Below are 16,399 nucleotides of genomic sequence, written 5' to 3'. Positions count from 1 at the left end.
CCATGGCCGACGACCCCTTCGTCCTCGGTGGCACGTCCTTCACCTCCCGGCTGATCATGGGCACCGGCGGCGCGCCCAGCCTGGAGGTGCTGGAGCGGGCGCTCACGGCCTCCGGCACAGAGCTGACCACGGTCGCCATGCGGCGGGTGGACCCCTCGGTGCACGGCTCCGTGCTGTCGGTGCTGGAGTCGCTCGGGATCCGGGTGCTGCCCAACACCGCGGGCTGCTTCACCGCGGGTGAGGCGGTGCTCACCGCCCGGCTGGCCCGGGAGGCGCTGGGCACGGACCTCGTCAAGCTGGAGGTCGTCGCCGACGAGCGCACGCTGCTGCCGGACCCGATCGAGCTGCTGGACGCGGCGGAGACGCTGGTCGACGACGGGTTCACGGTGCTGCCGTACACGAACGACGATCCGGTGCTGGCGCGGAAGCTGGAGGACGTGGGCTGCGCCGCGATCATGCCCCTGGGCTCGCCCATCGGATCCGGGCTCGGCATCCGCAACCCGCACAACTTCCAGCTGATCGTGGAGCACGCGCGCGTGCCGGTGATCCTGGACGCCGGGGCCGGTACGGCCTCGGACGTGGCGCTGGCCATGGAGCTGGGGTGTGCCGGGGTGATGCTCGCCTCGGCGGTGACTCGGGCGCAGGAGCCGGTGCTGATGGCCGCGGCGATGCGGTACGCCGTGGAGGCGGGGCGGCTGGCCCGGCTGGCCGGGCGGATCCCCAAGCGGCACTTCGCTCAGGCGTCGTCCCCGGCGGAGGGCCTGGCCAGACTGGACCCTGAGCGGCCGGCCTTCTAGGCCGCCGCCTCCCACCGGTGCGTGGGCCGCGTCACAGGTCGGCTGCAGTCCCGCCGCGACAGCGTCCGCGATCGGTGTGTGTCCGTGGCGGCTCGTAGACTCGCCTGCGTGGATACGACCCTTCAGGACCCTCTCGTCGGGCAGGTGCTCGACGGCCGTTATCGCGTCGACGCGCGGATCGCCGTCGGCGGGATGGCCACGGTCTACCGGGCCCTGGACACCCGCCTGGACCGGGTCCTCGCGCTCAAGGTGATGCACCCCGCGCTCGCGGCCGACGGCTCGTTCGTGGAGCGGTTCATCCGGGAGGCCAAGTCGGTCGCACGGCTGGCCCACCCGAACGTCGTGCAGGTCTTCGACCAGGGCACGGACGGGTCGTACGTGTACCTCGCCATGGAGTACGTGGCCGGCTGCACCCTGCGCGACGTGCTGCGCGAGCGCGGGGCGCTCCAGCCGCGCGCGGCGCTGGACATCCTGGAGCCGGTGCTCGCCGCGCTGGGGGCCGCGCACCGGGCCGGGTTCGTGCACCGCGACATGAAGCCGGAGAACGTCCTGATAGGGGACGACGGCCGGGTCAAGGTCGCCGACTTCGGGTTGGTCCGCTCCGTGGACACGGTGACGAACACCACCGGTGCCGTCCTCGGCACCGTCTCCTACCTGGCGCCGGAGCAGATCGAGCGCGGCACCGCCGATCCCCGGGTCGACGTGTACGCGTGCGGGGTCGTGCTGTACGAGATGCTGACCGGCGGCAAGCCCCACCAGGGGGAGTCCCCCGCCCAGGTGCTGTACCAGCACCTCCACGAGGACGTGCCGGCCCCGTCGGCCGCCGTGCCCGGACTCGCCCTCGAGCTGGACGAACTGGTCGCGGAGGCCACCGCGCGCACCCCGGACATCCGGCCGCACGACGCGGTCGCGCTGCTCGCGCGGGTCCGCGAGGCGCGGTCCGCGCTCGGCCAGGACCAGCTGGACGCACTGCCGCCGCGGGCCCTCACCGCGGAGCACGACAACGCGGAGGACCGTACGAGCGTCATCCCGCGCGCGCTGACGACGCGGATCCGCGGCGGGGACGCCGGGACCGGTGGGGACGGCGCGCGGTCCGAGGCCGCCCTCAACCGCACCAGCCGTCTTCAGGCTCCCCCGCCCCCGCAGTCGCCGGCCGGCGCGGCGCGTCCCGGGCGGCCCCGGCGCACACTGCTCACGGTGGTCGTCGCCGTCCTGCTGGTCCTCGGGGCCGGCGGGGGCGTGTGGTACATCAACTCCGGCCAGTTCACGAAGGTCCCGCCGCTGCTGGCGAAGACCGAGGCGCAGGCCAGGGAGCGGCTCAAGGAGGCCGGTCTCGGCGTCGACCGGGTCGAGCACGCCTACAGCGACACGGTCGGGCGCGGCACGGTCATCAGCACCGACCCGCAGGCGGGCACGCGGATCCGCAGCCACGACTCGGTGACGCTCACGGTCTCCGACGGGCCCGAGACCGTTCGGGTGCCCGACCTGAAGGGCCACCGGCTGGGCGAGGCCCGGACCCTGCTGAAGAAGGAGGGCCTGGAGCCGGGCATGGTGAGCCGGGAGTTCAGCGACGACGTCCCCCGCGACGCCGTGATCGGCACGGACCCCGAGGCGGGCACCGAGCGGCGGGCCGGCTCGGCGATCGCGCTCACCGTCAGCAACGGCCGCGCGGTGGACGTGCCGGACGTCACCGGAGACGACCTGGACGAGGCGCGGTCCCAGCTTCAGGACGCCGGTCTGAAGGTGCGGATCTCCTCGGAGCAGGTCAACTCCGATTACGACAAGGGCCGGGTCGCCCGGCAGAGCCCGGAGGGCGACAGCCAGGCCGCCCAGGGCGACACGGTCACGCTGACGTTGTCCAAGGGTCCCGAGATGGTCGAGGTGCCGGACGTGACCGGCAACAGCGTCGGCGACGCGAAGAACACCCTCCAGAAGGCCGGCTTCCAGGTGCAGGAGGACCGCGGGCTGCTCGGGCTGTTCGGTGACACCGTCAAGAAGCAGTCGGTGAAGGGCGGAGACCGGGCGCCGAAGGGCTCGACGATAACGATCACCATCCGGTGACGGCCGCCCGGCGGCCACCGGCCGCCGGGCACGTGACACCCTGAACGGGTGAGCAGTCAGCGGCCCCGCCCCCTCCCCGGCCCCTCCCGCAACCCGATCGGCGGCCATGTGCCCGTCGCCGGCGGGCTGCACTCCGTGGGCCTGTCCTACGCCCGTGACCTCGGGGCCGAGTCCGTGCAGGTCTTCGTCGCCAATCCGCGCGGCTGGGCCACGCCCGCGGGCAACCCGCGGCAGGACGAGCAGTTCCGCGCGGCCTGCGCGGAGCAGTCGGTTCCGGCGTACGTCCACGCCCCGTACCTGATCAACTTCGGCTCGCACACCGAGGCGACCGTGGAGCGGTCGGTGGAGTCGCTGCGGCACTCGCTGCGGCGCGGCCGGGAGATCGGCGCGCTGGGCGTCGTCGTGCACACCGGGAGCGCGACCGGCGGCCGGGACCGGTCCGTCGCGCTGAAGCAGGTACGGGAGCACATGCTGCCGGTGCTCGACGAACTGACCCACGACGACGACCCGTATCTGCTCCTGGAGTCCACCGCCGGCCAGGGTGCCTCGCTGTGCTCGCGCACCTGGGACTTCGGGCCGTACTTCGAGGCACTGGACGCCCACCCGAGGCTGGGCGTGTGCCTGGACACCTGCCACATCTTCGCGGCCGGGCACGACCTGACCGGCCCCGACGGCATGCACCGGACGCTGGACCTGCTGGTGGAGACGGTCGGCGAGGGCCGGCTGCGGCTGATCCACGCCAACGACTCCAAGGACGTGGCCGGCGCGCACAAGGACCGGCACGAGAACATCGGCGCCGGCCACATCGGCGAGGACCCCTTCCGCGCCCTGATGACCCACCCCGCCACCGAGGGCGTCCCGCTGATCATCGAGACCCCCGGCGGCAAGGAGGGGCACACGGCGGACGTGGAGCGCCTGAAGCGGCTCAGGGACGGGTGACGGAGGTGTGATCAGGCACCGGGACGGCCGCCGGGTCGCGCGTCAGAGTTCCGGCCCGTCTCCCGGTTCCTCCTGGTAGGAGTAGCGCTGTTCCTTCCAGGGGTCGCCGAGGTTGTGGTAGCCGCGCTCCTCCCAGAAGCCGCGGCGGTCGGCGGTCATGTACTCCACGCCGCGGACCCACTTGGGGCCCTTCCAGGCGTACAGGTGGGGGACGATCAGGCGGAGCGGGAAGCCGTGCTCGGCGGTGAGCAGTTCGCCGTCCTTGTGGGTGGCGAAGAGGGTGCGCTCCGAGGTGAAGTCGGACAGGCGCAGGTTGGAGCTGAACCCGTACTCCGCCCACACCATCACATGGGTGACGTTCGCCGCGGGCGGGGCGATGTCCAGGACGGTGCGCGCGGGGATGCCGCCCCACTCGGCGCCGACCATGCTGTACTTCGTGACGCAGTGCAGGTCGGCCACCACGGTGGTGTACGGCAGGGCCGTGAACTCCTCGTGGGTCCAGCAGTGCTTCTCGCCGTCGGCGGTGGCGCCGAAGACCCGGAAGTCCCAGCGCTCGGGCCGGAACTTGGGCACCGGCCCGTAGTGCGTGACCGGCCAGCCGCGCTGGAGCCGCTGTCCCGGCGGAAGTTCCGGCTGCGCCGCCCCCGTCGGCACTGCTCCAGACGCGTCCCCTGACGCGCGTTCCACCGGCTGACCCATGACTCCATCCTGACAGACCGGAGAGGGTGCACATGACCAACCGGGGGGCGATTCGGGCAACTCGCAGTAAGCATGCACTTACTGGACGGCCGTGTGCGCCGGTGCAATCATGCGCGGGATCGGCCCAGAGACGTCCGGAAGGAGCCCCGCCGCCATGCAAGGCGACCCAGAGGTGATCGAACTGCTCAACGAGCAGCTGACCGCCGAGCTCACCGCGATCAACCAGTACTTCCTGCACTCCAAGATCCAGGACCACAAGGGCTGGACGAAGCTCGCCAAGTACACCCGCGACGAGTCGTTCGACGAGATGCGGCACGCGGAACTCCTGACCGACCGGATCCTGCTGCTGGACGGCCTGCCGAACTATCAGCGCCTCTTCCACGTCCAGGTCGGGCAGACGGTGGCCGAGATGTTCCGGGCCGACCGGCAGATCGAGGTCGAGGCCATCGACCGGCTGCGCCGGGGCGTGGAGCTGATGCGCGACAAGGACGACATCACGTCGGCGAACATCTTCGAGGCGATCCTCGCCGACGAGGAGCACCACATCGACTACCTGGACACCCAGCTGGAGCTGGTCGACAAGCTGGGTGAGGCGCTCTACCTCTCGACCGTGGTCGAGCAGAGCCAGCCGGACCCGTCGGGCCCCGGAACGCACGGCTTCTCCAGCCACTGAGGCGGCCGGCGGCGGCCTTCACGCCTAGGCGGCGTCGCCCAGCTCCTTCGGGCGCGCGCCGGAAGCCCCGCCCGTGAGCGGCGCGAGCGCCGGGCCGCCCTGGTCGATCAGCTCGCGCCGCGGGCAGGTGCCGCGGCCGAGCAGCGCCTGGATGCGGCGTACGCACCCGCCGCAGTCCGTGCCCGCCTTGCAGGCGGAGGCGATCTTGCGGGGCGTACAGGCGCCGTTGTCCGCGTGCTGCTTGACCTGCTGCTCGGTGACACCGAAGCAACTGCACACGTACACGCGGTTCACCTCCCGCCGGGATCGGTTCCATGGTGCCGTCCCGACTTCTCGGTGAGGCAAACCTAACCTTACTCACCGCACGAATGCCCGAAAAGGGGATGGGGCGCGGATCCCATGTGATCCGCGCCCCACTTCACGTTCACGCTCCCGCGAGGGGCGCGCGCCTCACTGGTCCCGGTACATCTCCGCGACCAGGAACGCCAGGTCCAGGGACTGGCTGCGGTTCAGACGCGGGTCGCAGGCCGTCTCGTAGCGCTGGTGCAGATCGTCGACGAAGATCTCGTCGCCGCCGCCGACGCACTCGGTGACGTCGTCGCCGGTCAGCTCCACATGGATGCCGCCGGGGTGCGTGCCGAGCCCCTTGTGCACCTCGAAGAAGCCCTTGACCTCGTCGAGCACGTCGTCGAAGCGGCGGGTCTTGTGACCGGAGGCCGCCTCGAAGGTGTTGCCGTGCATCGGGTCGGTCACCCAGGCCACCACCGCGCCCGAGGCCGTGACCTTCTCCACCAGCTCGGGGAGCCGGTCGCGGATCTTGTCGGCGCCCATGCGGACGATGAACGTCAGCCGGCCCGGCTCCCGCTCGGGGTCGAGGCGGTCGATGTACCGCAGCGCCTCCTCGGGCGTGGTCGTCGGGCCCAGCTTGACGCCGATCGGGTTGCGGATGCGCGAGGCGAACTCGATGTGCGCGTGGTCCAGCTGCCGGGTGCGCTCGCCGATCCACACCATGTGCCCGGAGACGTCGTACAGGTGACCGGTGCGCGAGTCGACGCGGGTCAGCGCCGACTCGTAGTCGAGCAGCAGCGCCTCGTGCGAGGAGAAGAACTCGACGGTCTTGAACTCCTCCGGGTCCGTGCCGCAGGCCCGCATGAAGTTCAGCGCGTTGTCGATCTCACGCGCGAGCTGCTCGTAGCGCTGGCCGGACGGGGAGGACTTCACGAAGTCCTGGTTCCAGGCGTGCACCTGGCGCAGGTCGGCGTAGCCGCCGGTGGTGAAGGCGCGCACCAGGTTCAGCGTGGAGGCGGACGCGTGGTACATCCGCTTCAGCCGCTCGGGGTCCGGGACTCGGGCGGCCTCGGTGAAGTCGAAGCCGTTGACGGAGTCGCCGCGGTAGGTCGGCAGGGTCACGCCGTCGCGGGTCTCGGTCGGCTTGGACCGCGGCTTGGAGTACTGGCCGGCGATCCGGCCGACCTTGACCACCGGCACCGAGGCGGCGTACGTCAGCACGGCGCCCATCTGGAGCAGGGTCTTGAGCTTGTTGCGGATGTGGTCGGCGGACACCGCGTCGAACGCCTCGGCGCAGTCGCCGCCCTGGAGGAGGAACGCCTCTCCCTTGGCGACGGCCGCCATCCGGGCGCGCAGCTGGTCGCACTCGCCCGCGAAGACGAGCGGCGGATACGACTCGAGGTCCGCGATCACTGCGCGCAGAGCCTCGGTGTCGGGGTACTCGGGCTGCTGCGCCGCGGGCAGGTCTCGCCAGGTGTTGCCAGCGCTCGCGCTGGTCTTAGCGTTCACGGTCACCCCACCAAGATTACGGGGTCGACCGGCGGGTCCCTTCCTCCGTTCATCCAATGAGACGGACGGCGCCCGGTCGCGGGACGTCCCGCCCGGCGCCGCTCAGTCGCCGGTGCCGACGTCCAGCTGGTCCCGGTCGATGTTGATGGTCACTGCGCCGTACGTCTCGGTCCTGTTGCCCGCGTACTGGTGGATGCGCTGGTGACCGGCCCACAGGTGGGCCGGGATGGCGGTGTGGAGAGTGGTGTTCTCGTCGTTCCAGTGCGCGAAGTGGATCACGTCGGGCATGGTGACCTTCCCGGCGTTGCCGACCAGGTCGGCGACCAGGGACGACACGCTGCCGTACGCGCCGGACCGGTAGCCCAGCTCGTGCAGCCGCTCGGTCCAGGCCTCCAGATAGCCGAGTACGCGCCTGGTGAGGGTGCCGCCCGTCGCGTACTGCTCCAGGTCGTTGTAGAGCACCGCCCCCTTGGCGAAGCCGAGCGCCACCGCCTGGGCGGCCGCGTCCTCCGCGGCCGCCTTTCCCTGCGGCACCGGATCGGTGATCGACGCGCAGGAGTTCTGGCAGCTGCCCGCGCCGGAGGAGGGCTGCGGGCCGACGTAGAGCGGGAAGAAGCGCCACCCGTTCGCGTACTGCGTGCGCACCCACTCGGAGGTCAGCCTGGCCTGGGCGCAGGCGCGGTTGACCCCGCCGATGTAGACGCCGACGGCCCCGTACGGCGAGCGGGTCCTCCAGGCGTTCATGGCCGTCTGGCTCGGGGCGGTGCAGGTGTCGAAGCCCCTGCCCTGGTACGCGGTCGCGTCGGCGGGCACGGCGCCCGCGGCCGGTGCCCGGGCGGGCTCCCCGGCGCGTGCGGTGGCGACGGGCAGTCCGGCGCTGCGCAGCACCCGCTGGATCTCCGCGCGGTCCTCGCCGTACGGGGCCGTGACGAAGATTCCCTCGTTGGTGGCGGTCGCCCGGTAGACGCGGGACGTGCGGTCCTCGGTCACCGAGGCCTTCGTCGCCACCGCGGGCTGCACCCAGAGGACCTCGGTGCGCCCGACGGCACGGGCCGGGCAGTCCTGCTGCTCGCCGGGGGTGCCGAGGTAGACGGCGTGCCGGTCGAAGCGGACGCAGGCGGTCGGCTCCTGGTCGAGGTCGACGACGGGCCAGCCGGCCGGGACGGTGAACGTGTGACCGCGGTAGCTGACGGTCTTCGTGGCGTCGTCGGCCGCCGGCCGGGCGGCGGCCGGCGCGGCGGCGGCGAGCACCGCGCAGGCGCTCAGCACGCTCAGCGCACGCCTCGTACGGAGGGGCCGTGCCGGGTGGGGCGATCGTGGTGCGGGAATGGCGTACTCCTGGGTCGGGCACGAGCGCGCGGCGAACGCCGGGGCCCGAGCGGCACACGGTCGACGCGGACCCTCTTTCCACCCCGCGCGGCCGCCGGAAACCGGCCTGTGCTGCGTACGGGCGACACGGCCGCCGAGAGCCGGACGGGGCCGTGCGGCGGACCGATGCGGTAGGGTGCCGGGCATGTTCGCGCACTCGACCCAGAACCAGAACTGGTGGTGGACCGCTCCTCCGGCGGCCCGCTGACTGCGCGTATCCCACACTTCGCGAAGGCCGCCCGAGGGGCGGCCTTCGGCGTTTCCGGCGCCTTGGCCGTTCCTCACCGACATCGACCGATATCAACCGGCACCGACCGGCACCGACCGGCACCGACCGGCATCGACCGGCATCGACGGAAGAGGAACCCATGGACCTGGCACGGCTGCTGCACGACCCCCGCCCGTTCGCCCTGCTGCGCCGCCGTACCCCGGGGCACGACCAGGACCTGGTCGAGGTGCTGCTCGGCCCGGTGACCGCCCGCGACCGCCTGGCCGACCTGCCCGACGAGGGCCTGGCGCTCGTACCGTTCCGGCAGATCCGCGAGCGCGGCTTCGACGTCCGCGACGACGGGACCCCGCTGCTGGTGCTGACGCCCGAGGAGACGGGCACGGTCCCGCTCACCGAGGCCCTGGCGCAGCTGCCCGCGCACCAGGTGCGCGTCGAGGGCGGCGGCTTCGACGTCGGCGACGAGGAGTACGCGGAGATCGTCGGGCGGGTGCTGCGCGAGGAGATCGGCGCGGGCGAGGGCGCGAACTTCGTGATCCGAAGGACGTACGAGGGGGAGGTCCCGGGCTTCGGGCGGGCCGACGCGCTGGCGCTGTTCCGGCGGCTGCTGGAGGGCGAGCGGGGGGCGTACTGGACGTTCGTCGTGCACACCGGGGACCGGACGCTGGTCGGCGCCAGCCCCGAGGTGCACGTGCGCATGTCCGGCGGGACGGTCGTGATGAACCCGATCAGCGGGACGTACCGCTACCCGGCCGAGGGGCCGACGCCCGAGCACCTGCTGGGTTTCCTCGCCGACGGCAAGGAGATCGAGGAGCTGTCGATGGTCGTCGACGAGGAGCTCAAGATGATGTGCACCGTCGGCGACATGGGCGGGGTGGTCGTCGGACCGCGTCTGAAGGAGATGGCGCACCTCGCGCACACCGAGTACGAGCTGCGCGGCCGGTCCTCCCTGGACGTGCGCGAGGTGCTCAGGGAGACCATGTTCGCCGCGACCGTCACCGGGTCGCCGGTGCAGAACGCGTGCCGGGTCATCGAACGCCACGAGACCGGCGGGCGCGGCTACTACGCCGGCGCCCTCGCCCTCCTCGGCCGCGACTCCGGCGGCGCCCAGACCCTGGACTCCCCCATCCTCATCCGCACCGCCGACATCGACGCCGGCGGCCGGCTGCGCGTACCGGTCGGCGCCACCCTCGTCCGCGGCTCGGACCCGGCGGGCGAGGTCGCCGAGACGCACGCGAAGGCGGCGGGCGTGCTGGCGGCGCTGGGCGTACGGCCCGTACGGCCGCGCGCTGAGCGGTCGCGGCCCCGGCTCGCCGACGACCCCCGGGTGCGGGCGGCACTGGACGGGCGGCGCGCAATGCTCGCGCCGTTCTGGCTGCGGATGCAGAACGGGGGCGCCGCCGCACGGGCGCAGTCGGAGGCCGGGGGAAGCGTGCCGGGAGTCACCGGGCACACCCTGGTCGTGGACGGCGAGGACACCTTCACCGCGATGCTCGCGCACGTGCTGCGGTCGTCGGGGCTGACCGTCACCGTGCGCCGCTACGACGAGCCCGGACTGCGCGCGGCCGTGCTCGCGCACCAGGGGCCGGTCGTCCTCGGCCCGGGTCCCGGCGACCCGTGCGATCCGGACGACCCGAAGATGCGGCTGCTGCGCGCGCTGACCGCGGAGGTGCTCACCGGGCACCGGCACGGCGTTCTCGGGGTCTGCCTCGGACACGAGCTGATCGCGGCCGAACTCGGCCTGGACATCGTCCGCAAGGAGGTGCCCCACCAGGGCGCCCAGACCGGGATCGACCTGTTCGGCCGGACCGAGACCGTGGGCTTCTACAACAGCTACGTGGCGCGCTGCGACGACGAGACGCACGCCGAGCTGTCCGCGCACGGGATCGAGGTCAGCCGGAGCGCGTCCGGTGAGGTGCACGCGTTGCGCTCCGCGCGGTTCGCGTCGGTGCAGTTCCACCCCGAGTCCGTGCTGACGCTGAACGGCCAGGCGATCGTCCGCGCGCTGCTGGCCGAGCAGTTGCGCGGCGCCGGCACGCACTCCGAGCCGCGGCCCGTCCGGTAACCGGGTACGAGCGCGCCGAGGGCGCCGCCGGTCAGGTCGACGGAGCCCTCGGCGCGGTCCGCGGGAGGCCGGTGGCGGGTCAGCCGAAGAAGACCCCGACCTCCTCGTACAGCTTCGGGTCGACCGTCTTCAGCTTGACGGTGGCCTCCGCGATCGGGACGCGGACGATGTCGGTGCCGCGCAGGGCGACCATCTTGCCGAAGTCGCCGTCGCGCACGCAGTCGATGGCGTGCAGCCCGAACCGGGTGGCCAGCCAGCGGTCGAAGGCGCTGGGCGTGCCGCCGCGCTGGATGTGCCCGAGGACGGTGGTCCGGGCCTCCTTGCCGGTACGTGCCTCGATCTCCTTGGCCAGCCACTCGCCGACCCCGGACAGCCGCACGTGCCCGAAGGAGTCGAGCGAGGCGTCCTTCAGGACCATGTCGCCGTCCTTGGGCATGGCGCCCTCGGCGACGACGACGATCGGGGCGTACGACGCCTTGAAGCGGGAGGTGATCCAGGCGCACACCTGGTCGACGTCGAAACGCTGCTCGGGGATGAGGATGACGTTCGCGCCGCCGGCGAGGCCGGAGTGCAGGGCGATCCAGCCGGCGTGACGGCCCATCACCTCGCAGACCAGGACCCGCATATGGGACTCGGCGGTGGTGTGCAGCCGGTCGATCGCCTCGGTGGCGATGCCGACCGCGGTGTCGAAGCCGAAGGTGTAGTCGGTGGCCGACAGGTCGTTGTCGATGGTCTTGGGCACGCCCACGCAGGGCACGCCGTACTCGTCGCTCAGCCGCGCGGCCACGCCGAGGGTGTCCTCGCCGCCGATCGCGACGAGCGCCTCGACCTCCTGCTTGGCGAGATTTTCCTTGATCCGCCGGATGCCGCCCTCCTGCTTGAGGGGGTTGGTCCGCGAGGAGCCGAGGATCGTGCCGCCGCGGGGCAGGATGCCGCGCACCGCGGGGATGTCGAGACGGATGGCGTCGTTCTCGAGTGGACCCCGCCAGCCGTCCCGGAAGCCGACGAAGTCATAGCCGTACTCCTGCACGCCCTTGCGGACGATGCCCCGGATGACGGCGTTGAGCCCGGGGCAGTCGCCGCCTCCGGTCAGTACTCCGACCCGCATGGAAAAGTCCCTTCGCCGCGGTTGCCTGGTGAAGGTCACGCTAATGGTGACGCACGTCACTTCGGCATGGGGCGGAGGGTCAATTCCACTGAATTGTCGGGTAGTTGATCAAGGCGAATCCACTCGAAAGGGTGGTTGCCGCGCGTACGCGGCTTTACTCGCCGTCGAGCCCGCGCTCGATGGCGTACCGCACCAGCTCCACCCGGTTGTGCAACTGGAGCTTGCCCAGGGTGTTCTGAACGTGGTTCTGGACCGTGCGGTGGGAGATCACCAGGCGCTCGGCGATCTGCTTGTAGCTCAACCCCTTGGCGACCAGGCGCAGCACCTCGGTCTCGCGGTCGGTGAGCCGGGGCGCCTTCGGCTCGCCGGCGTCCGCGGCGGGCGCGGGCTCGGCGGCCAGCCGCCGGTACTCGCCGAGCACCAGGCCCGCGAGCCCGGGTGTGAACACCGGGTCGCCCACGGCCGTGCGGCGCACCGCGTCCAGCAGTTCCCCGGTCGAGGCCGACTTCAGCAGGTAGCCCGTCGCGCCCGACTTCACGGCCTCCAGCACATCGGCGTGCTCACCGCTCGCGGACAGCACCAGCACGCGCAACGCCGGGTTGGCGCCGACGAGTTCCTTGCAGACCTGGACCCCGGCCTTCGCGGGCAGGTTCAGGTCGAGCACGAGCACGTCGGGCGCGGCTGCCCGGGCGCGGCGCACCGCCTGCTCGCCGTCGCCCGCGGTGGCTACCACCTCGAAGCCGGACTCGGCCAGGTCGCGGGCCACGGCGTCGCGCCACATCGGGTGGTCGTCGACCACCATCACCCTGATCGGGCCCTGCTCCGCGCTCATCGGCTCTCCGCCTTCCCCCGTGTCCACGGCGCGCCCTTCGCGCTCTTCGTGTTCTCGCTGTCGTTCGTGGTGTTCGTGTTCTTGGGCACGTTCAGTTCGACCTCCGTGCCCTGGCCGGGCACCGAGATCAGCTCGGCGGTGCCGCCGATGTCGCGCAGCCGGCCCCGGATCGACAGGGCCACACCGAGCCGGCCCTCGCCCTCGGCCTGGGCGAGCCGCCCCTCGGGGATGCCGGGACCGTCGTCCCGCACGGTCACGATCACCGACTCCGGCTCGTCCTCGACCAGGATCCAGGCCCGCGCGTCCTCGCCCGCGTGCCGGCGGACGTTGTCCAGGGCGGCCCCGACGGCGGCGGCCACCTCGTGGGCGGCGGCGGGCCGCAGCAGCACCGGGGCGCCCGGTTCGGCGAGGCTGATCCGGGCGCCGGCGTACGGGGCGAGCAGCGCGCGCAGATCCACGGGCCCGTCGGCGTCGTCGTCGGTGTCCTCGTCGCCGGTCCGGACGACCGCGCCCCCGGCCGTATCTCCGGGCATGTTCCTCGACGCCCCGGGGAGCGGGACCAGCGCGCCGGAGACCAGGGTGCGCAGCGCCACCTCCTGCTCGCCCGCCAGCCGGCCCAGTTCGGCGGCCTCGCCCCCGATGACCGCGCCGCGCCGCTGCACCATGGCCAGCACCTGGAGCACGCCGTCGTGGATGTCCCGGGCCAGGCGCTCCCGCTCACGGGTGGCCGCCTCGATCTCCAGGGCGCGGGCGAGGGTGCGCTCGGAGGCGCGGGCGACCTCGACGACGTAGCCGATGGCGATGGAGGCGACCCAGACCAGGATCACGTTGTGCACGGTGTCGCGGGCCGGGGAGCCGCGCTCGACCAGGTTGGCGAGGGCGACCGCGGTGGAGGCGACGGCGGCCCAGCGCCAGCCGCCCTTGACGGCGAAGGCGAGGACGGAGCCGGCGGTCCAGATCGACGGCAGGGTCGGGCCGCCGTCCGCGATCCGCGCCTGGGTGTCGGCGACGGGGGTGAGGAGGATGCCGGTCAGCGCCAGGGCGAGGTCGGCGGCCAGGAAGCGCTTGGTGCAGCTCACGGCGTTCGCGACCTTGGGCAGCGTGGCCAGGGTCCACACGGACAGCACGCAGTAGTAGGCGATGGCGACCCAGGGGCGCGGGAACCGGCCGTAGCCGGTGGTGAACAGGCCGACCGCGTAGAGCATGGTCAGCACCCGGTATCCGGCGAGCGCGCGCCACAGCGGCTGCTCGACCGACATCCTCATCACGCGTTGCCGCTTCGGCATGTCCCCCCCTTGGCGGTTCGCCCTACTCCGCCTGCTTCTCCTTCTCGGCCTCTTCCGTCCCGGCCGGCCCGGGCGACGCCTTCGCCGCCTTCCGGGCCTCGTCGGCCGCCTTTCCGGCCGCCTTCCCCGCTTCCTTCCCGGCCTTGGCCGCCTCCGCGATCTGCCGCTTGGCCGCGGTCGCGTAGATGTCGACGTACTCCTGGCCAGAAAGGTTCATGATCTCGTACATGACCTCGTCCGTCACCGCCCGCAGCACGAAACGGTCGTGCGCGAGGCCCCGGTAGCGGCTGAAGTCCAGCGGCTTGCCGATGCGTATGCCCGGGCGCATCAGCTTGGGTAGGACCTTCCCGGGAGGCTGGATCTTCTCCGTGTCGATCATGGCGACCGGGATGACGGGCGCTCCGGTGGCCAGGGCGACGCGGGCCAGGCCGCCCGGCTTGCCGCGGTAGAGGCGGCCGTCGGGCGAACGGGTGCCCTCCGGGTAGATGCCGAACAGCTCGCCGCGCTCCAGCACCTCTATGCCGCTCTTCACCGCCGCCTCGCCCGCGCCGCGCGACCCGGAGCGGTCCACGGGGAGCTGGCCCACGCCCTTGAAGAACGCGGCCGTCAGCCGGCCCTTCACACCGGGCGTGGTGAAGTACTCGGCCTTGGCGATGAAGGTGACCTTGCGGTGGAGCACCGAAGGCAGGAAGAAGGAGTCCGAGAAGGACAGGTGATTGCTCGCCAGTATGGCGGGGCCCTCGGCCGGGATGTTCTCCATGCCTTCCACCCAGGGCCGGAAGGCGAGCTTCAGCGGCCCCCCGATGGCGACCTTCATCGTGCCGTAGAACAACCGAGTGCCTTCCTGTGTGTGTCGATCAGACGATACCGCCGGGTACGGCCCGTGGGACCGACGGCCCTGGTCGGTGTCAGTACGGTCGCGTACGGTGAAGTACCTGCAATCGACGACCACAGGAGAGCAACGTGCCGGTGCTCCCCGGAGCCGAGCCGTTCCGCCACGAGGGCGGGGAGGTCGGCGTCCTCCTCTGCCACGGCTTCACCGGTTCCCCCCAGTCCCTGCGCCCCTGGGGGCGGTACCTCGCCGAGCGCGGTCTGACCGTCTCGCTCCCACTGCTGCCCGGGCACGGCACGCGCTGGGAGGACATGCAGCTCACCGGCTGGCCGGACTGGTACGCGGAGGTGGACCGCGAGCTGCGTGTCCTGCGCGAGTCCTGCGCGCGGGTGTTCGTGGCCGGACTGTCCATGGGCGGCGCGCTGGCGCTGCGGCTGGCCGCCCGGCACGGGGACGCGGTCGCGGGCGTCGTGGTCGTCAACCCGGCCAACAAGGTGCACGGACTGTCCGCGTACGCCCTGCCGGTGGCCCGCCATGTCGTACGGACCACGAAGGGCATCGCGAGCGACATCGCGCTGGAGGGCGCCGCCGAGCTGGGGTACGACCGGGTGCCGCTGCACGCCGCGCACTCGCTCAGGAACTTCTTCCGGATGGTCGACGGCGAGCTGCCGCAGGTCACCCAGCCGCTGCTGCTTCTGCGCAGCCCCCAGGACCACGTGGTGCCACCGGTCGACTCGGCCCGGATCCTCGGCCGGGTCTCCTCCACGGACGTCACGGAGGTCCTGCTGGAACACAGCTACCACGTCGCGACGTTGGACCACGACGCGGACCGGATCTTCGATGAGAGCTACGCCTTCATCGGCCGGCTCGCACCCAGTGTCGGCAAGGAAGGGACGACCGCAGGTGGCTGAGCACGACTCCGACCGCGAGGACCTCGACGGCCGCGAGCCGGTGGAACCGGCCGAACCGGTCACGCCGGCCGGCCCCGTCGGTCCGGCCGACCCCGTCGGTCCGGCCGAGCAGCGCGCCGATCCCGGTGTGCCCGCCGGGACGGAAGGCGTCGCCTTCGACGAGGCGGCCGCGTGGGCGGCGATCGTCGCCGGGTACGGCGCGGAGCCGCCGGACCCGCCGGGCTCCAGGCCGTTCCGGCCGATCGAGGACCTGGCGCTGCCGCCGGACCCCGGGACGCCCGACGAGAAGCTGTGGAAGGAGAGGAAGGACGGCAGGGCCGAGGACGCGAAGGGCGGCACGAACGACGAGTGCGGCGAGGACGGCGAGGGCGGGGGGAGCACGGAGGGCCCGTCCGGCCGGCTCGGCAGCTCGGTCTCCTTCGCCCCCGGTGTCGGCAAGCCCGCAGCGGGGCCGCGCGACTACTCGCTCGCCGAACCGTCCGACGAAGACTTCGGCGAGGGCGACGAGGGCCATTTCGTCCCGCCGGAGCCGCCACCGCTGCCGTCCGCCGACCCGACCGCGAAGTTCGCCTGGCTCGCGGTGATCGGCGGGCCCGTCCTGCTCCTGCTGGCCGTCCTGTTCGGCTGGGACATGACGTGGTGGCTCACCATACTCGGCATCGGCGGCTTCCTCGGCGGCTTCGCGACGCTGGTGATGCGTATGAAGCCGGGCGACGACGACGAGGACGACCCGGGCCGCGGGGCGGTGGTCTGAGCCCGGGGCCGACCGGCCGTCGGCCCCGCGCACCGGCCCCGGTCCTGGAAC

15 protein-coding genes are annotated in these 16,399 nt (G+C 72.4%); 7 read left to right on the top strand and 8 right to left on the bottom strand.

All coding sequences use genetic code 11. The features are described from left to right. The first annotated feature begins 2 nt into the window (after window positions 1-2). The 3 genes from ACWC91_RS11655 to ACWC91_RS11645 all read left to right on the top strand — a co-directional run bounded on the left by ACWC91_RS11655 (window position 3) and on the right by ACWC91_RS11645 (window position 3,797). Window positions 3-797 (top strand): thiazole synthase, encoded by a 795-nt coding sequence (locus ACWC91_RS11655; RefSeq protein WP_225074305.1) that lies wholly within the window; start codon window positions 3-5, stop codon window positions 795-797. A gap of 108 nt (window positions 798-905) precedes the next feature. After that, a complete protein-coding gene (gene pknB, locus ACWC91_RS11650) occupies window positions 906-2,858 on the top strand; it encodes a Stk1 family PASTA domain-containing Ser/Thr kinase (protein WP_225074306.1) in 1,953 nt (650 codons plus the stop codon). A gap of 48 nt (window positions 2,859-2,906) precedes the next feature. Further along, window positions 2,907-3,797, top strand: coding sequence for a deoxyribonuclease IV (locus ACWC91_RS11645; RefSeq protein ID WP_225074307.1), 891 nt, complete (start codon window positions 2,907-2,909; stop codon window positions 3,795-3,797). 42 nt (window positions 3,798-3,839) lie between these two features. Here the strand turns inward: ACWC91_RS11645 and ACWC91_RS11640 are convergent, their stop codons facing one another. After that, a complete protein-coding gene (locus ACWC91_RS11640) occupies window positions 3,840-4,496 on the bottom strand; it encodes a sulfite oxidase-like oxidoreductase (RefSeq protein WP_225074308.1) in 657 nt (218 codons plus the stop codon). A 154-nt stretch (window positions 4,497-4,650) separates the two neighbouring features. Between ACWC91_RS11640 and bfr the strand changes: the two genes are divergently transcribed. Then, window positions 4,651-5,169 carry a bacterioferritin gene (gene bfr / locus ACWC91_RS11635; RefSeq protein WP_225074309.1) on the top strand — a complete coding sequence of 173 codons (519 nt, stop codon included), beginning with the start codon at window positions 4,651-4,653 and terminating at the stop codon, window positions 5,167-5,169. Between the two features lie 24 nt (window positions 5,170-5,193). On the opposite strand, the gene ACWC91_RS11630 is transcribed toward bfr, so the two are convergent. The 3 genes from ACWC91_RS11630 to ACWC91_RS11620 all read right to left on the bottom strand — a co-directional run bounded on the left by ACWC91_RS11630 (window position 5,194) and on the right by ACWC91_RS11620 (window position 8,235). Next, window positions 5,194-5,454: a (2Fe-2S)-binding protein gene (locus tag ACWC91_RS11630; RefSeq protein ID WP_374113877.1), complete on the bottom strand. Its 261-nt coding sequence runs from the start codon at window positions 5,452-5,454 to the stop codon at window positions 5,194-5,196. A gap of 165 nt (window positions 5,455-5,619) precedes the next feature. Then, window positions 5,620-6,972, bottom strand: a complete 1,353-nt coding sequence (locus ACWC91_RS11625) for a class II 3-deoxy-7-phosphoheptulonate synthase (protein WP_225074311.1) — start codon at window positions 6,970-6,972, stop codon at window positions 5,620-5,622. Window positions 6,973-7,068: 96 nt separating this feature from the next. After that, window positions 7,069-8,235: a glycoside hydrolase domain-containing protein gene (locus ACWC91_RS11620; RefSeq protein ID WP_450643754.1), complete on the bottom strand. Its 1,167-nt coding sequence runs from the start codon at window positions 8,233-8,235 to the stop codon at window positions 7,069-7,071. A 467-nt stretch (window positions 8,236-8,702) separates the two neighbouring features. On the opposite strand from ACWC91_RS11620, the gene ACWC91_RS11615 reads away from it, so the two are divergent. Beyond that, entirely contained in the window at window positions 8,703-10,625 is a 1,923-nt protein-coding gene (locus ACWC91_RS11615; protein ID WP_450725883.1) for an anthranilate synthase family protein, read from the top strand. 79 nt (window positions 10,626-10,704) lie between these two features. Here ACWC91_RS11615 and ACWC91_RS11610 read toward each other — a convergent pair whose 3' ends face one another. The 4 genes from ACWC91_RS11610 to ACWC91_RS11595 all read right to left on the bottom strand — a co-directional run bounded on the left by ACWC91_RS11610 (window position 10,705) and on the right by ACWC91_RS11595 (window position 14,668). After that, window positions 10,705-11,733 (bottom strand): 6-phosphofructokinase, encoded by a 1,029-nt coding sequence (locus ACWC91_RS11610; RefSeq protein ID WP_376501892.1) that lies wholly within the window; start codon window positions 11,731-11,733, stop codon window positions 10,705-10,707. A 154-nt stretch (window positions 11,734-11,887) separates the two neighbouring features. Further along, on the bottom strand, window positions 11,888-12,565 hold the full coding sequence (locus tag ACWC91_RS11605) for a response regulator (RefSeq protein WP_376501890.1): 678 nt from the start codon (window positions 12,563-12,565) through the stop codon (window positions 11,888-11,890). Next, window positions 12,562-13,851 carry a MacS family sensor histidine kinase gene (gene macS / locus ACWC91_RS11600; protein WP_450640091.1) on the bottom strand — a complete coding sequence of 430 codons (1,290 nt, stop codon included), beginning with the start codon at window positions 13,849-13,851 and terminating at the stop codon, window positions 12,562-12,564. The genes ACWC91_RS11605 and macS overlap by 4 nt, the downstream gene beginning before the upstream one ends. A gap of 22 nt (window positions 13,852-13,873) precedes the next feature. Next, window positions 13,874-14,668 carry a lysophospholipid acyltransferase family protein gene (locus ACWC91_RS11595; RefSeq protein WP_225074468.1) on the bottom strand — a complete coding sequence of 265 codons (795 nt, stop codon included), beginning with the start codon at window positions 14,666-14,668 and terminating at the stop codon, window positions 13,874-13,876. Window positions 14,669-14,814: 146 nt separating this feature from the next. On the opposite strand from ACWC91_RS11595, the gene ACWC91_RS11590 reads away from it, so the two are divergent. Together ACWC91_RS11590 and ACWC91_RS11585 are read left to right on the top strand one after the other, a co-directional pair. Beyond that, on the top strand, window positions 14,815-15,594 hold the full coding sequence (locus ACWC91_RS11590) for an alpha/beta hydrolase (protein WP_225074317.1): 780 nt from the start codon (window positions 14,815-14,817) through the stop codon (window positions 15,592-15,594). Further along, on the top strand, window positions 15,587-16,348 hold the full coding sequence (locus ACWC91_RS11585; RefSeq protein ID WP_450640093.1) for a hypothetical protein: 762 nt from the start codon (window positions 15,587-15,589) through the stop codon (window positions 16,346-16,348). The genes ACWC91_RS11590 and ACWC91_RS11585 overlap by 8 nt, the downstream gene beginning before the upstream one ends. The last annotated feature ends 51 nt before the right edge of the window (window positions 16,349-16,399 follow it).

The sequence above is a fragment of the Streptomyces sp. NPDC001204 genome (genome assembly GCF_053598035.1).
This window is presented reverse-complemented; position numbering and strand designations above follow the sequence as displayed.

Coding starts and splice junctions, on each gene's coding strand:
- ACWC91_RS11655 (WP_225074305.1), top strand. CDS start 3: ATGGCCGACGACCCCTTCGTCCTCGGTGGCACGTCCTTCACCTCCCGG.
- ACWC91_RS11640 (WP_225074308.1), bottom strand. CDS start 4,496: ATGGGTCAGCCGGTGGAACGCGCGTCAGGGGACGCGTCTGGAGCAGTG.
- bfr (WP_225074309.1), top strand. CDS start 4,651: ATGCAAGGCGACCCAGAGGTGATCGAACTGCTCAACGAGCAGCTGACC.
- ACWC91_RS11615 (WP_450725883.1), top strand. CDS start 8,703: ATGGACCTGGCACGGCTGCTGCACGACCCCCGCCCGTTCGCCCTGCTG.
- ACWC91_RS11610 (WP_376501892.1), bottom strand. CDS start 11,733: ATGCGGGTCGGAGTACTGACCGGAGGCGGCGACTGCCCCGGGCTCAAC.
- ACWC91_RS11605 (WP_376501890.1), bottom strand. CDS start 12,565: ATGAGCGCGGAGCAGGGCCCGATCAGGGTGATGGTGGTCGACGACCAC.
- macS (WP_450640091.1), bottom strand. CDS start 13,851: ATGCCGAAGCGGCAACGCGTGATGAGGATGTCGGTCGAGCAGCCGCTG.
- ACWC91_RS11595 (WP_225074468.1), bottom strand. CDS start 14,668: ATGAAGGTCGCCATCGGGGGGCCGCTGAAGCTCGCCTTCCGGCCCTGG.